This is a genomic window from Mycobacterium sp. 1482292.6 (genome assembly GCF_001672995.1).
Classification (GTDB): domain Bacteria; phylum Actinomycetota; class Actinomycetes; order Mycobacteriales; family Mycobacteriaceae; genus Mycobacterium; species Mycobacterium europaeum_A.
Window position 1 is genome coordinate 46,808 of the sequence record NZ_LZKV01000039.1, and the last position, 15,613, is coordinate 62,420.

Annotated in this window: 10 protein-coding genes and 1 pseudogene; 10 read left to right on the forward strand and 1 reads right to left on the reverse strand. The window is 68.1% G+C overall.

The annotated features are described in order from the left end of the window. Window positions 1–255: 255 nt before the first annotated feature. On the forward strand, window positions 256–1,773 hold the full coding sequence (gene eccB / locus A5624_RS03205; protein WP_066861415.1) for a type VII secretion protein EccB: 1,518 nt from the start codon (window positions 256–258) through the stop codon (window positions 1,771–1,773). Next, window positions 1,770–5,936, forward strand: a complete 4,167-nt coding sequence (eccCa, locus tag A5624_RS03210; RefSeq protein WP_066861418.1) for a type VII secretion protein EccCa — start codon at window positions 1,770–1,772, stop codon at window positions 5,934–5,936. The genes eccB and eccCa overlap by 4 nt, the downstream gene beginning before the upstream one ends. A gap of 53 nt (window positions 5,937–5,989) precedes the next feature. Here the strand turns inward: eccCa and A5624_RS03215 are convergent, their stop codons facing one another. After that, the gene (locus A5624_RS03215; protein WP_066861421.1) at window positions 5,990–7,153 is read right to left on the reverse strand and encodes a cytochrome P450; all 1,164 of its coding nucleotides are present in this window, start codon (window positions 7,151–7,153) and stop codon (window positions 5,990–5,992) included. Between the two features lie 306 nt (window positions 7,154–7,459). On the opposite strand from A5624_RS03215, the gene A5624_RS03220 reads away from it, so the two are divergent. The 8 genes and pseudogenes from A5624_RS03220 to A5624_RS27125 all read left to right on the forward strand — a co-directional run. Continuing rightward, a complete protein-coding gene (locus tag A5624_RS03220; protein ID WP_066861425.1) occupies window positions 7,460–7,654 on the forward strand; it encodes a ferredoxin in 195 nt (64 codons plus the stop codon). A 497-nt stretch (window positions 7,655–8,151) separates the two neighbouring features. Continuing rightward, window positions 8,152–9,390, forward strand: coding sequence for a PPE family protein (locus A5624_RS03225; RefSeq protein ID WP_066861428.1), 1,239 nt, complete (start codon window positions 8,152–8,154; stop codon window positions 9,388–9,390). A gap of 42 nt (window positions 9,391–9,432) precedes the next feature. Further along, the gene (locus A5624_RS03230; protein ID WP_066861431.1) at window positions 9,433–9,729 is read left to right on the forward strand and encodes a PE family protein; all 297 of its coding nucleotides are present in this window, start codon (window positions 9,433–9,435) and stop codon (window positions 9,727–9,729) included. A 7-nt stretch (window positions 9,730–9,736) separates the two neighbouring features. Continuing rightward, entirely contained in the window at window positions 9,737–10,954 is a 1,218-nt protein-coding gene (locus A5624_RS03235) for a PPE family protein (protein WP_066861434.1), read from the forward strand. Between the two features lie 470 nt (window positions 10,955–11,424). Continuing rightward, window positions 11,425–12,675, forward strand: a complete 1,251-nt coding sequence (locus A5624_RS03240) for a PPE family protein (protein WP_066861437.1) — start codon at window positions 11,425–11,427, stop codon at window positions 12,673–12,675. Between the two features lie 333 nt (window positions 12,676–13,008). Beyond that, on the forward strand, window positions 13,009–14,229 hold the full coding sequence (locus A5624_RS03245; RefSeq protein WP_066861440.1) for a PPE family protein: 1,221 nt from the start codon (window positions 13,009–13,011) through the stop codon (window positions 14,227–14,229). A 693-nt stretch (window positions 14,230–14,922) separates the two neighbouring features. Further along, window positions 14,923–15,222, forward strand: coding sequence for a PE family protein (locus A5624_RS03250; RefSeq protein ID WP_066861444.1), 300 nt, complete (start codon window positions 14,923–14,925; stop codon window positions 15,220–15,222). Window positions 15,223–15,540: 318 nt separating this feature from the next. After that, window positions 15,541–15,613, forward strand: a pseudogene (locus A5624_RS27125) (WXG100 family type VII secretion target); the annotation flags it as partial.

Below are 15,613 nucleotides of genomic sequence, written 5' to 3' on the forward strand. Positions count from 1 at the left end.
AGATCACCCGGCTCCGCTCGGCTCATCCATGGGGGAACGAAACTGCCAGTTCAGTGGCGCGCGTCGGGACCGCCTCTCCTGGCGGCCCGCAGCGGTGGACGGGGCCGATTCGGGTGCATAAACAGATGTAGAAATGAATGCGCTCCGGCGCCGCGTGGCGAGGTCCGCGCAGGTGCCTTAACGTTGTCATGTAATTCGCGCTGGATCGGTCAAAGGACGATATCCAGGCGCTTCAGCAGACCGGATGGTGAATAAGTGGCGGAAGAGAGTCGCGGGCAACGCGGGTCGGGGTACGGCCTGGGGTTGTCGACCCGGACCCAGGTGACCGGCTACCAGTTCCTTGCGCGCCGCACCGCGATGGCGCTGACCCGGTGGCGCGTCCGCATGGAGGTCGAGCCGGGACGGCGGCAGAACCTGGCCGTGGTGGCATCGATCTCCGCCGCGCTCGTCATCTGCCTGGGCGCGCTGCTCTACTCCTTCATCAGCCCGGCCGGACAGATCAACGAGTCACCGATCATCGCGGACCGCGACTCCGGAGCGCTGTACGTCCGCGTCGGCGAGAAGTTGTACCCCGCGCTGAACCTGGCCTCGGCGCGCCTGATCACCGGTCGGCCGGACAACCCGCACCTGGTCAAATCCAACCAGATCGCCAGCCTGCCGCGCGGCCCGATGGTGGGCATCCCGGGCGCGCCGTCGAGCTTCCACCCGACCAGCCCGGCCGCGTCGTCGTGGTTGGTCTGCGACACCGTGGCGAACTCGACCGGTGCCGGCGCCCCGTCCGGTGTGACGGTGACCGTCATCGACGGCAACCCGGATCTGAGCAACCACCGGCGGGTGCTGACCGGCTCGGACGCGGTGGTGTTGAACTACAGCGGGGACGCGTGGGTGATCCGGGACGGGCGCCGCTCGCGCATCGACGGGTCCAACCGGTCGGTGCTGCTGCCGCTGGGACTGACCCCCGAACAGGTCAGCATGGCCAAGCCGATGAGCCGCGCCCTCTACGACGCGCTGCCGGTCGGGCCGGAACTGACCGTGCCGCAGATTCAGAACGCGGGCGCGGGGGCGTCGTTCCCGAACGCGCCCGGCCCGATCGGCACGGTGATCGTCACCCCGCAAATCAGTGGGCCGCAGCAGTATTCGTTGGTGTTGGCCGACGGGGTGCAGACCCTGCCGCCGCTGGTGGCCCAGATCCTGCAGAACGCCGGACCGGGCAACACCAAACCGGTGACCGTGGAGCCGTCCGCGCTGGCGAAGATGCCGGTGGTCAACAAGCTCGACCTGTCGTCGTACCCGGACGCGCCGCTGAACGTGATGGACATCCGGGAGAACCCGGCGACCTGCTGGTGGTGGCAGAAGACCTCCGGTGAGAACCGGGCCCGCGTGCAGGTCATCTCCGGCGCGACCATTCCGGTCGAGCAGAAGGACGTCAACCGGGTGGTGTCGCTGGTCAAGGCGGACACCACCGGGCGCGAAGCCGACCAGGTCTTCTTCGGGCCCGACTACGCGAACTTCGTGGCCGTCACCGGAAACGACCCGGGAGCCAAGACCACCGAATCGCTGTGGTGGCTCACGGACGCGGGCGCCCGCTTCGGGGTCGACGACACCCGCGAGGTGCGAGAAGCGTTGGGCCTCAAGACGAAACCGGGCCTGGCGCCGTGGGTGGCGCTGCGGCTGCTCCCGCAAGGGCCGACGTTGTCGCGGGCGGATGCGCTGGTGGAGCACGACACGCTACCGATGGATATGTCCCCAGGAGAGTTGGCGGTACCGAAGTGAAACGTGGATTTGCGCGGCCGACGCCGGAGAAGCCTCCGGTAATCAAGCCGGAGAACATCGTCCTCCCGACGCCGCTGAGCATCCCGCCGCCGGAAGGCAAGCCATGGTGGATCGTGGTGGTCGGCGTCGTGGTGGTCGGTCTGCTGATCGGCATGGTCGCCATGACCTTCGCCAGCGGCTCGCACGTGTTCGGCGGCGCCGGCTCGATCTTCCCGATCTTCATGATCGGTGGCGTCGCGATGATGATGTTCGGCGGCCGGTTCGGCGGCCAGCAGCAGATGAGCCGCCCCAAGCTGGACTCGATGCGCGCCCAGTTCATGCTGATGCTGGACATGCTGCGCGAGACCGCCCACGAGTCGGCCGACAGCATGGACGCCAACTACCGGTGGTTCCACCCGGCGCCCACCACGCTGGCCGCCGCGGTCGGGTCGTCGCGGATGTGGGAACGCAAGCCCGACGGCAAGGACCTGAACTTCGGCGTGGTCCGCGTCGGCGTCGGCATGACCCGCCCCGAGGTGACCTGGGGTGAGCCCCAGAACATGCCCACCGACATCGAGCTGGAGCCGGTGACCGGCAAGGCGCTGCAGGAATTCGGTCGCTATCAAAGCGTCGTCTACAACCTGCCCAAGATGATCTCGGTGCTCGTCGAGCCCTGGTACTCGCTGGTCGGAGACCGCGAGCAGGTGGCGGGGCTGATGCGGGCGATCATCTGCCAGCTGGCCTTCTCGCACGGGCCCGACCACATGCGGATGATCGTGGTCAGTTCCAACGTGGACGAATGGGACTGGGTGAAATGGCTGCCGCACTTCGGTGACCCGCGCCGCCAGGACGCCGCGGGCAACGCCCGGATGGTGTACAGCTCGGTGCGCGAGTTCGCCGCCGAGCAGGCCGAATTGTTCGCCGGCCGTGGTTCTTTCACGCCCCGGCACGCCAGCTCGTCTGCCCAGACCCCGACGCCGCACACCGTGATCATCGCCGATGCCGTTGACCCGCAATGGGAGTACGTGATCAGCGGCGAAGGTGTCGACGGGGTGACGTTCTTCGACCTCACCGGCTCGGCGATGTGGAGTGCGGTCCCGGAGCGCACCCTGCGCTTCGACGAGAAGGGTGTGATCGAGACCCTGCCCCGCGACCGCGACACCTGGATGGTGATCGACGAGAAGCCCTGGTTCTTCGCGCTCACCGACCACATCAGCACCGCCGAGGCCGAGGAGTTCGCGCAAAAGCTGGCGCGCTGGCGGCTCGCCGAGGCGTACGAGGAGATCGGCCAGCGGGTGGCGCACATCGGCGCCCGAGACATCCTGTCCTACTACGGAATCGACGATCCCGGCCGCATCGACTTCGAGGCGCTGTGGGGCAGCCGCAACGACACGATGGGCCGGTCGCGGTTGCGGGCGCCGTTCGGTGTTCGCTCCGACAACGGCGAGCTGCTGTTCCTGGACATGAAATCGCTGGACGAAGGTGGCGACGGCCCCCACGGTGTCATGTCCGGTACGACCGGTTCGGGTAAATCCACCCTGGTGCGTACCGTGATCGAGTCGCTGATGCTCAGCCACCCGCCGGAGGAGCTGCAGTTCGTGCTGGCCGACCTCAAGGGTGGGTCGGCGGTCAAGCCGTTCGCCGGCGTGCCGCACGTGTCCCGGATCATCACCGACCTGGAAGAAGACCAGGCGCTGATGGAGCGCTTCCTGGACGCACTGTGGGGTGAGATCGCCCGCCGCAAGGCGATCTGCGACAGCGCCGGCGTCGACGACGCCAAGGAATACAACTCGGTGCGCAGCCGGATGCGGGCGCGTGGCCAGGACATGGCCCCGCTGCCGATGCTCGTGGTCGTCATCGACGAGTTCTACGAATGGTTCCGCATCATGCCGACGGCGGTCGACGTCCTCGACTCGATCGGCCGGCAGGGCCGCGCGTACTGGATCCACCTGATGATGGCGTCGCAGACCATCGAGAGCCGTGCCGAAAAGCTCATGGAGAACATGGGTTACCGGTTGGTGCTGAAGGCGCGTACCGCCGGTGCGGCGCAGGCCGCCGGCGTGCCGAACGCGGTCAACCTGCCCGCCCAGGCCGGTCTGGGCTACTTCCGCCGCAGCCTGGAGGACATCACCCGGTTCCAGGCCGAATTCCTGTGGCGGGACTACTTCCCGCGCGGGCTGACCGACGACGGAGAAGAGGCGCCGGCGCTGGTGCACAGCATCGACTACGTCCGTCCGCAGCTGTTCACCAACTCGTTCACCCCGCTGGAAGTCAGCGTCGGGGGACCCGAGGTCATCGCGCCCGCCATCCCCGCCGACGGCTTGCCGGTCGAAGTCGAGGGCGGCGATGACGACGACGCCGAAGGGATCAGGACGCCCAAGGTCGGTACCGTCATCATCGACCAGCTGCGCAAGATCGACTTCCAGCCCTACCGGCTGTGGCAGCCGCCGCTGAACCAGCCCGTCGCCATCGACGAACTGGTGAACCGGTTCCTCGGCCGCCCTTGGCAGCAGGACTACGGCACCGCTCAGGACCTGGTGTTCCCGATCGGGATCATCGACCGCCCCTTCAAGCACGACCAGCCGCCGTGGACGGTCGACACGTCGGGCCCGGGCGCCAACGTGCTGATCCTGGGCGCCGGTGGTTCGGGCAAGACGACGGCGCTGCAGACGCTGATCTGCTCGGCGGCGCTGACCCACACGCCCGAGCAGATCCAGTTCTACTGCCTGGCCTACAGCAGCACCGCGCTGACGACGGTCGCCCGCCTGCCGCACGTCGGTGAGGTGGCCGGCCCGACCGACCCGTACGGCGTTCGCCGCACGGTGGCCGAACTGCTGGCCCTGGTGCGGGAGCGCAAGCGCAGCTTCCTCGAGTACGGGATCGCCTCGATGGAGGTGTTCCGGCGGCGCAAGTTCGGCAACGAGCCCGGCCCGGTCCCCAACGACGGGTTCGGCGACGTCTACCTGGTGGTCGACAACTACCGGGCGCTGGCCGAGGAAAACGAGGTGCTGATCGAGCAGGTCAACGTGATCATCAACCAGGGCCCCTCGTTCGGGGTGCACGTGGTGGTCACCGCCGACCGCGAATCGGAGCTGCGGCCGCCGGTGCGCAGCGGTTTCGGGTCCCGGGTCGAGCTGCGGCTGGCCGCCGTGGAAGACGCCAAGCTGGTGCGTTCGCGGTTCGCCAAGGACGTTCCGGTCAAGCCGGGTCGCGGCATGGTCGCGGTCAACTACGTGCGCCTCGACGCCGACCCGCAGTCCGGTCTGCACACCCTGGTGGCGCGGCCGGCGCTGGCCAGCACGCCGGACAATCGGTTCGAGTCCGACAGCATCGTCGAAGCCGTCAGCCGGATCGCCAGCGGCCAGGCGCCGCCGGTGCGCCGACTGCCGGCCACCTTCGGCGTGGAACAGCTTCGGGAGCTGGCCGCACACGACACCCGTCAGGGCGTCGGTGCGGGCGGAATCGCTTGGGCCATCTCGGAATTGGACCTGTCGCCGGTGTATCTCAACTTCGCCGAGAACGCGCACCTGATGGTGACCGGCCGGCGCGAGTGTGGGCGCACCACGACGCTGGCCACCATCATGTCCGAGATCGGGCGGCTGTACGCGCCGGGAGCGACCAGCGCCCCGCCGCCGCCGGCGGGCCAGCCCTCGGCCCAGGTGTGGCTGGTCGACCCGCGCCGTCAGCTGCTGACCACGCTCGGCGCCGACTACGTGGAGAAATTCGCCTACAACCTCGATGGCGTGCAGGCGATGATGGGTGAACTGGCCGCGGTCCTGGCCGGCCGCGAGCCGCCACCCGGGCTGTCGGCCGAAGAGTTGCTGTCGCGCAACTGGTGGAGCGGACCGGAGATCTTCTTGATCGTCGACGACATCCAGCAGCTGCCCGCGGGCTTCGATTCGCCGCTGCACAAGGCCGCCCCCTGGGTGACCCGGGCCGCCGACGTCGGCCTGCACGTGATCGTCACGCGCACGTTCGGTGGTTGGTCGTCGGCCGGCAGCGACCCGATGTTGCGGGCCCTGGCCCAGGCCAACGCCCCGCTGCTGGTGATGGACGCCGACCCGGACGAGGGATTCATCCGCGGCAAGATGAAGGGTGGCCCGCTGCCCCGTGGTCGAGGCCTGCTGATGGCCGAGGACACCGGTGTGTTCGTCCAGGTCGCCGCGACCGAGCTGCGCAAGTAGGGCCCGAGTAGGTACCGGCCGCTGCGCCGGGGCTGACCGGTCACACCGGGGAGTCAGCCCCAGCGCAGCGGCAATTCCTTGAGCGCGAAGCTCTTCGACGGGTAATTGATGACGGGGGAGTAGCCCTCGGGCAGCTCGAAATCCGGAATCTGGGTGAGCCATTCCGCGACGATCACCGTCAGCTCGATGCGCGCCAGGTGAGAGCCCAGGCAGCGATGCGGTCCGCCGCCAAAGCCCCAGTGGCGGTGGACTTTTCCGTCCATGTTGAGCTCGTTGGTGGACATCGCGTCGCTGTCGTCGCGATTGACCGCGGCCATACACAGCCGCACCGACGTGCCCGGCGGCAGCGTCATGCCGCCGACCTCGACGAACTCGGTGGTGACCCGCGGTGCCACCGGCGCCGACGGCTCGAGGCGGACGATCTCCTCGATGAAGACCCGGATCTGCTTGGGGTTGTCGCGCAGCTCCTTGCGCAGCTGCGGTCTGCGGGCCAATTCGAACAGCGAGAACCCGATCGCCGCGGTCACGGTGTCCAGACCGGCCAGGATCAACAGATGGGTCATGCCGAGCAGTTCGAGGTCGGTGAAGTTGCCCTTGCCGGTGATCACCTGCGACAACATGTCCGACTGCGGGTTTTGCCGGCGCTGCGCGATGACGTCGGCCAGGTACGCCAGCAACTGCTCGGATTTCTCTATGTCGCTCTGAGTGACGAAGGGCTTGTCGCTGACGACGGCGTCCTTCCAATCGATGAGCCGGTCACGATCCTCGACCGGCAGACCGTAGAGGTCCAGGAACACCTGAAACGGGTAGAGGTTGGCGAAGTCTGCCATCGCCTCGCACTCGCCCCGCCCGGCCAGCGCCGCGATCATCTCGCTGGCGTGGCGCTGCAGCACCGGGCGTGACTTGCCCAACGCGTGCGGGCTGAAGTACGGCTGCAGGATCTGGCGGTAGCGGGTGTGTTGCGGCGGATCGTAAGCCAGCGGCAGCACCGGCAAGGGGTGGCCGGGCGGCTGCAGGATCGTCGACGAAAACACCTTGGTGTTGCGCAGGGCGGCCAGCACATCCTCGCGGCGGGTGATGTAGTAGTGGCCGTTCATGAACACGACGGGTCCGGCGTCGCGCAGCGTCTTCCAACCCAGACCGCGGTCCTCGGTCATCGGCAACGTGGCGAAATCAAGCCGGGGCAGGTAGAACGACCCTTGCTGGCCCTCGCTCATGCGCTTCGATCTCCGGTTGTCTGTCTTGGATGAAATAGCTCCGACGCGAGTGCGTCAATGTCGGAATTCGTCGATACCAACACCTGGCGGCACATCAATATTGCATCGGTTCGTCAATATTGCATGCGGGGCAACGGAACACGGATCCGCCCGCCCGGGCTGAACCGGGTTTGGGCGCGAAAGCGATCGGCGATCACCTCCGACACTGTACCGACCGACTAATCTGGGGACCGCACCGTGAAGTGCGAGCTCGCCTGCTTGCGAAGACGTTTACGGCCGCGCCGTGCCGGCTAGGGAGGAAGCCTCGTGAGGGTTCGTCTGGACCAGTCGAAATGTGTTGGCCACGCCCAGTGCTACGCCGTCGACCCAGACCTGTTCCCGATCGACGAGTCCGGCTATTCGATCCTCGAGGAGCACGAAGTCAGGCCCGAGGACGAGCAATCGACACGCGACGGCGTCGCATCGTGCCCCGAGATGGCGCTGATCCTCGAAGAGGACTGACGCCTCGACCGCCCGAGAAGACCGGGCGGTGCCGCCGTGGGCGTTAAGCAAACGGCGAGTGAACAATCCATTGCCGTGTATGAACTCCCGCCGACCGGGAATGAACAGTGGCTGGCCATTGATGAACAGGTGCCTTTGCGTGTCGGTGTTTGCTTCATAACGAACTAATCTCAGTGCCGGGCGGCAGTTCGGGCACACGCGAGCTGTCGCTCGGTTGCTGATAGCGGGAGATTAGCCGAGGCAGAAGGTGCATGTCTTTCCTGACCAGACATCCGAGAAGCGCGGTGGCAGACCAGCTTTGCGGACGCGGTCCACTGGTCAGCATGCGCCGGCCCGCCCGGCTGATGGGGTTGCGGGGCGAAGGGGCTCCGTTGGTGACTCCCGTGGGTGCAGCGGCCAACCGGTGGCGTCGTCTACAGAGCCGTGACCACGGCCACCACTGATTCCTACGTGACAGCCGAGATCGCCTGCGGTCCCGGCCGACTGAGGAGGACACGGTGTTTGACTTCGCGGCGTTACCGCCCGAAATCAATTCCGGTCGCATGTATGCGGGTCCGGGGTCGGGGCCGATGATGGCTGCCGCCGCCGCCTGGGACGAGATTGCGGCGGAATTGGGTGTAGCGGCCAGCGGCTACAACTCGGTGGTCACCGAGCTCACCAGCGGGCCATGGGTGGGACCGGCGTCGATGTCGATGGTCTCGGCGATCACCCCGTTCGTGAGCTGGCTCACCGCCATGGCCGCGCAGGCCGAGGAGACGGCGGGGCAGGGCCGGGCCGCCGCGGCGGCCTTCGAGGCGGCGTTCGCGATGACGGTGCCGCCGCCGGTGATCGCCGCCAACCGGGTGCTGTTGGCCACCCTGATCGCGACGAACTTCTTCGGCCAGAACTTCCTGGCGATCGCGGCCACCGAGGCGCAGTACATGGAGATGTGGGCGCAGGATGCCGCCGCGATGTACGGCTACGCCGCATCGTCGGCGACCGCGTCGGAGCTGGCTCCGTTCGCATCGCCGCCGAACACCACCACCCCGGACGCGGAATCCGACCAGGCCGCGGCGGTCGCCAAGGCCGTTGCCGAGCCGGCGGGCAACACCGCGCAGACGACTTCCCAGCTGGCTTCCCCGCAAGCGTTGTCCGCCAGCACAACTCAAGTGGCGACCCAAACGAGCGCGGCCACCTCGAATCCGGGACTGCTCTCGAGCACACTTCAGAACCTCTTGGATTCGGGGCTACCCACCCCGGACAACAACTGGCTGGGGCTCAATCCCACGCTCTACACCGTGCTGCTGAAACAAAACACCGGTCTTGGCTATTTCTCGAACGGCATTGTGGCCTTCTGGTCGCAGCTTGCCCAGCAGTTGGTTTCCGGTCCCGGTGGTAGCACGGCCGGTGCCAGTGGTGCCTGGTATCCCACGCCGCAGTTCGCCAGCCTGGGCCTGGGCAACCTGGGCGGTGTGGGCCACGTGAGTGCGATCTCCGCGGGCACCGGACAGGCGGCCCGGGTCGGGATGCTTTCGGTGCCCCAGAACTGGGCGACGCTGACCTCGTCGGTCACCCCCGCGGCGCTGTCCGAGGAGGCTACTCCGATCGAGGCGGCGGGTGGAGCGAATTCACCGGCCAACGGGCTGCTGCGCGGCATGCCGGTCGGGTCGGTCGGGCGGCGCGGCGCGGCCGCCGGGTACGTCAACAAATACGGGTTCCGCTACAGCGTGCTGACCCGGCCACCCTCGGCCGGATAACCACCAGCCCAGATGAGTCCCACGGAAGGGGAAGGAAGCTAGATGTCTTTCGTGACCACGCAGCCCGAGGCGTTGGCAGCCGCCGCGGGCAATCTGCAAACCATCGGCTCAACGCTGAGCGCCCAGAACGCCGCCGCCGCCCCAACGACGGGGGTGGCGCCGGCCGCTGCCGACGAGGTGTCGGCGCTGACGGCGGCGCAGTTCGCCGCGCACGCCCAGATGTACCAGGCCGTCAGCGCGCAAGCGGCGGCGATCCACGAAATGTTCGTCAACACCCTGAGCACCAGCTCCGGGTCCTACGCGGTGACTGAGGCGGCCAACGCGGCCGCGACTGGTTAAGGAGTCGATGATGTTGGATTTCGGAGCACTTCCGCCGGAGGTCAATTCGGCGCGGATCTATGCCGGTCCGGGTTCGGAGTCGTTTACCACCGCGGCGTCGGCGTGGAATGCGATTGCCGCGGAGTTGCAGTCGGCCGCGTTGAGTTACCAGAACGTGGTTACTCAGCTGTCGAGCGAGGAGTGGACGGGGACCGCCTCGGCGGCGATGGTTCAGGCGGCGGTCCCGTATGCGGAGTGGTTGAGCATCACGGCTGCCCAGGCCGAGGAGGCGGCCACGCAGGCCAATGCCGCCGCGGCGGCGTTCGAGACGGCGTTCTCCTCGGTGGTGCCCCCGCCCGTGATCGCGAGCAACCGGGCGCTGGTTCAGCAGTTGATCCAGACCAACGTGGTGGGGCAGAACACCCCGCAGATCGCGCAGCTGGAGGCGCAGTACGGGGAGTATTGGGCGCAGGACGCCGCCGCGATGTACAGCTATGCGGGCCAATCGGCCTCGGCGACGAAGGTGGCCCAGTTCCAGAAGGCGCCGGAGGTCACCAACCCGTCGGGTCAGGCCACCCAGGGCGCGGCGGTCACCAACGCCACGGCCAACTCCACGGCGACCAACACCACCAAGGCCCTGCAGTCCCTGGCGCAGCCCGCGGCGCAGACGACGACCAACGCCACGACCCAGGCCGCGACGCAGGCGACCACGGATCCGCTGTCGGAGCTGTGGTTCCTGCTGACCGGGCAGACCAGCCTGCCGACCAGCCTGGGCTCGGCCGTGAACGGCTACAGCCCCTTCGCCAGCCTCTTCTACAACACTGAGGGTCTGCCGTACTTCAGTACTGGTATGGCCAACACCTTTACGCAGATCGCCAAGTCGGTCGGTGCGATCGGTGGGGCGGCTCCGGCGGCGGCCAAGGCGTTGCCCGGGCTGGGTGGTCTGGGTGGGATGTTGGGTGGCGGTGCTGCGGCGGCTCACCCGGTGGCGGCGTTGGGCAGCGCGGCCTCGGTGGGTGGCAAGTTGTCGGTGCCGGTGGCCTGGTCGGGGGCGCCGGCGGCGCCGGCGCTGGGGCATGCGATTCCGGTCAGCAGCATCAGTGCGGCCCCCGAAGCCGCCGGCGGACCCGGAAACCTGCTCGGTGGCATGCCGCTGGCGGGCGCCGGTGCCGGCGGGCACGGGGTGGCGGGTCCCAAGTACGGATTCCGGCCCACCGTCATGGCCCGGCCACCCTTCGCGGGATAGCTTCGGCCCCAGCAACTCTGGCGCAAAACCAGGACGCGCCCTGTCGCCAAGCACCGGCGGCAGGGCGCGTTTGTGCGTGCCCGGACGTCGCATCCGGGCACGCCCCAGCGAATCTCCAGCGGGCTTTATCTGCGGCCGGATTTTTATCCCGCGCTGGGCTTTTCGCGTAGGCGCGGCCCCGCCGCAACCGCCCGCGGACTCACCCGCAGGCGCCGCTGAGGGCACCTCCTGACGGGGTGTTCCCGCAGGTAACGACGGTGCCGGCGCGACGCGTCCCGGGGGCGCCCCGATGGCACCGCCACGGGGGAGCGCGCCGCCGGCGCCTGGCCGGCCGCAGTTGCGGCGGCATCGCGGGAGCGGCGCGGGGCGGCGCGGCCATTTAGCCTTCCGAGCAAGCAAATTCTGATGGTCATCGCCAAGAGATCACCTGCGAGGGGATACATGTCGTTCGAGCCCGGTGCTTCGTAACCATGGACTTCGGGGCATTTCCGCCGGAGATCAACTCCGGTCGCATGTACGCGGGTCCGGGGTCGGGTCCGCTCATGGCCGCGGCCGCCGCCTGGGATGGGCTGGGCGCCGAGTTGGGCAGTGCCGCGAGCGGGTACACGTCGGTGATTTCGGAACTGACCCAGGCGCCGTGGGTGGGGCCGGCCTCGGCGTCCATGTTGTCGGCCGTGACGCCGTACGTGAGCTGGTTGAGCGTCCTGGCCGGGCAGGCCGAGGAGACGGCGGGCCAGGCCCGGGCGGCGGCCGCCGCGTTTGAGGCAGCGTTCGCGATGACGGTGCCGCCGCCGGTGATCGCCGCCAACCGGGTGCTGTTGGCGACCCTGGTCGCGACGAACTTCTTCGGGCAGAACACCCCGGCGATCGCGGCTACCGAGGCGCAGTACATGGAGATGTGGGCCCAGGACGCCGCCGCGATGTACGGCTACGCCGCTTCGTCGTTGGCGGCCTCGCAGCTGACCCCGCTGACGTCGCCGCCCAACACCACCACGCCAGAGGCCGACTCCAACCAGGCCGCCGCGGTCGCCCAGGCCGTCGCCGAGCCGGCGGGCAACACCGCCCAGACGACCTCGCAGCTGGCGACGCCGCAAGCCTTGACGGCCACCACGCAGGCGGTGACGCAGGCCTCGACGACGACGGCGTCGCAGCCGGGACCGTTCACCTGGCTGCAGAATCTGATAGACGGCTTCCTGCAGTCCGGGCTGCCCACGCCGACCAACAACTACGCGGGCCTGAACACCGGCATGTACGGCACCTTGCTGAAGCAGACCACGGGCCTCGCCTATTTCTCGAACGGCATCACCAGCTTCTGGTCGTCGATCGCCCAGCAGCTGATCTCCGGTCCCGGTGGTAGCACGGCCGGTGCCGGTGGTGCCTGGTATCCCACGCCGCAGTTCGCGAGCCTGGGGCTGGGCAACCTGGGCGGGGTGGGCCACGTAAGCGCGATCTCCGCCGGGACGGGGCAGGCCGCGCGGGTCGGGATGCTCTCGGTTCCCCAGCACTGGGCGACGCTGACCTCGTCGGTCACCCCGGCGGCGGTGTCCGAGGAGGTCACCCCCATCGAGGCCGGGGCGACCGGCGCCCCCGGCGCGGGGGCCAACGGGCTGCTGCGCGGCATGCCGGTCGGGTCGTTCGGGCGGCGCGGCGCGGCCGCCGGGTACGTCAACAAATACGGGTTCCGCTACAGCGTGCTGACACGCCCGCCGTCGGCCGGATAAGCGGCGGAATCGCAGCATGCACACCCTCACCGTTAGCCGCGGCCGGATTTTATTCCCGGCCTCGATGCACCTGCGCCCGGTCACGCCGGCATCGGTCCGCGGCATCCGCGGCCGACGGGCCCGGGGATCCGACCATTCGCGCAGCTCACGCCCACTATTCGGGCACACGTCGGGGCGGTCGGCCGGCATCGGGCGGCCGGCCCCGACACCCGGCGCAAAGGCGCGCCGGACGACCGTTACTCCACTGACCGGCGTAGCGGTGCTCACCAGCGCATTAACGTCATCTACTACTCGACGCATCGATTCGAACATCACAGGTTAAGGGGCATATTCGTGGTGGATTATGGGGCGTTCCCACCGGAGTTCAATTCGGCGCGGATCTACTCGGGTCCGGGGTCGGGTTCGTTTCTGGCTGCGGCATCGGCATGGAGCGCGCTCGCGGCCGAACTCAACTCGGCCGCGCTCAGCTATGACAACGTCATCACCTCGCTGAACAGCGAGGAGTGGCTGGGGACCGCGTCCACGGCGATGGCCCAGGCGGCCGCGCCGTACGCGGCCTGGCTGACCACGACCGCCGCTCAGGCCGAAGAGGCGGCCACCCAGGCTCGTACCGCCGCGGCGGCCTACGAGACCGCCCTGGCCTCCTCGGTGCCGCCCCCGCTGATCGCGGTGAACCGCACGCAGGTGACCCAGCTGCAGGCGACCAACGTCCTGGGGCAGAACACCCCGCTGATCGCGCAGCTGGAGGCGCAGTACGGCGAGTACTGGGCGCAGGACGCGGCCGCGATGTACAGCTATGCGGGCCAGTCGGCCACGGCGACGAAGGTGACGCAGTTCCAGAAGGCGCCGGAGGTCACCAACCCGTCGGGTCAGGCCACCCAGAGTGCGGCGGTCACCAACGCCACGGCCAACTCCACGGCGACCAACACGTCGAAGACCCTGCAGGCGCTGGCGCAGCCGGCGACGACCACGTCGACCAACGCGACCGCCGCCACGACCGCGGCGGCGACGACGACCACCGATCCGCTGTCGGAGGTCTGGTTCCTGCTGACCGGGCAGACCAGCCTGCCGACCAACCTGGGCACTCTGGTCAACGGCTACAGCCCGTTTGCGGGGTTGTTCTACAACACTGAGGGTCTGCCGTACTTCAGTACTGGTATGGCCAACACCTTTACGCAGATCGCCAAGTCGGTCGGTGCGATCGGTGGGGCGGCTCCGGCGGCGGCCAAGGCGTTGCCCGGGCTGGGTGGTCTGGGTGGGATGTTGGGTGGCGGTGCTGCGGCGGCTCACCCGGTGGCGGCGTTGGGCAGCGCGGCCTCGGTGGGTGGCAAGTTGTCGGTGCCGGTGGCCTGGTCGGGGGCGCCGGCGGCGCCGGCGCTGGGGCATGCGATTCCGGTCAGCAGCATCAGCGCTGCTCCCGAGGCCGCCGGCGGACCGGGCAATCTGCTCGGTGGCATGCCGCTGGCGGGCGCCGGTGCCGGCGGACACGGGGTGGCGGGTCCCAAGTACGGATTCCGGCCCACCGTCATGGCCCGGCCCCCGTTTGCCGGCTGAGCACCCGTCAGCAGGTGTGTTCGACGCCGCCGATTGCCACGCAGCTATCGATATTCACAGCATGATGCGCCGCGAGTTGTCACCATCGCTGCAGGCGCCCGCGGTCCGCGGCCGCCGGTGCGATCAAGCGGCTGAAGTGTCCGAAAGGAGGTTCCCGCGACGCCCCACCAAGACGGGTCACCGCGGCACGCTGAATCTATCCATTCGCATTGCCCCGGAACCCGCATGGTGCATCAAAGACTGCGTTATGGCTACGCGAGGCTTCCCTAGGGTGACGCAATCCACTAGAGTCCTCGGCGTAGTCCCAATCACATTGCAAGCGGAAAACCACTTTGTAGGCGAGCGTTGGCGAGCCGTTGGCGAAAAGAAGGCCAGGAATGACCACATAACCAGTCGTGTCCACCACGGGCTGAGACGAGTTGACCGGCCATCAGATTTTTTGATCACCGGCGAGCCGACAACACCCAGCATGATTTTTACCAGCTATTTTCGGGCCCAGGTCGGTTATCATCTGCTGAGACCGTTCTGCTAACCGCGCCGGTCGAGGTCAGGCGTCGTTACTGGGTCGTTACCAAAAGTGAATTCGCCGTACCGCTAAGTGAACAATTGCAAACACCGGGCTTCCACACCGATCTCGGGGGCCACCGTCATCTAGTCTCGCATCGTCGGGGATAGAACTAGGAGGGAACAAATATGTCGTTCGTGACCACACAGCCGGAGGCTTTGGCCGCGGCGGCCGGGAATCTGCAGGCTATCGGGTCGACCTTGAGCGCCCAGAACGCAGCCGCTGCAGCCCCAACGACGGGGGTGGTACCCGCCGCTGCCGACGAGGTGTCGGCGTTGACCGCGGCCCAGTTCGCCGCGCACGCGCAGATGTACCAGGCGGTGAGCGCCCAGGCCGCAGCGATTCACGAGCAGTTCGTGAACACTCTGTCCACCAGCTCCGGTTCGTACGCTGCCACCGAGGCAGCCAACGCGGCCGCCGCCGGCTGATCGGACTGGCGGTTCGGGACCTTGGGACAGATCGTCACCGACGTGGGTTCCAACGTGACCGCCCCGCAGGGAGCGATCCCGGGGCCGCAGGGTTGGGCCCGCAGAACGTCCTGCAGCGCAACACGCACTCCGTCAACTCAAACGCCGCGGTTCGGGTTTGACGTCCGTCTCACCGTGACAGCGCCCGGTGGCCGCCGGCTGACGGGAAGGGGGGGTCATTTCTATTCATTCGGCACGGCGGTTGCGTAACACGTAACCGATCCGGCCACCGTCTTCACCACATCACCCAGTAACTACGTAGCAAGGAGAACAGCCGACATGGCAACACGTTTTATGACCGACCCGCACGAGATGCGGGCGATGGCGGGCCGCTTCGAGGTGCACGCCCAGA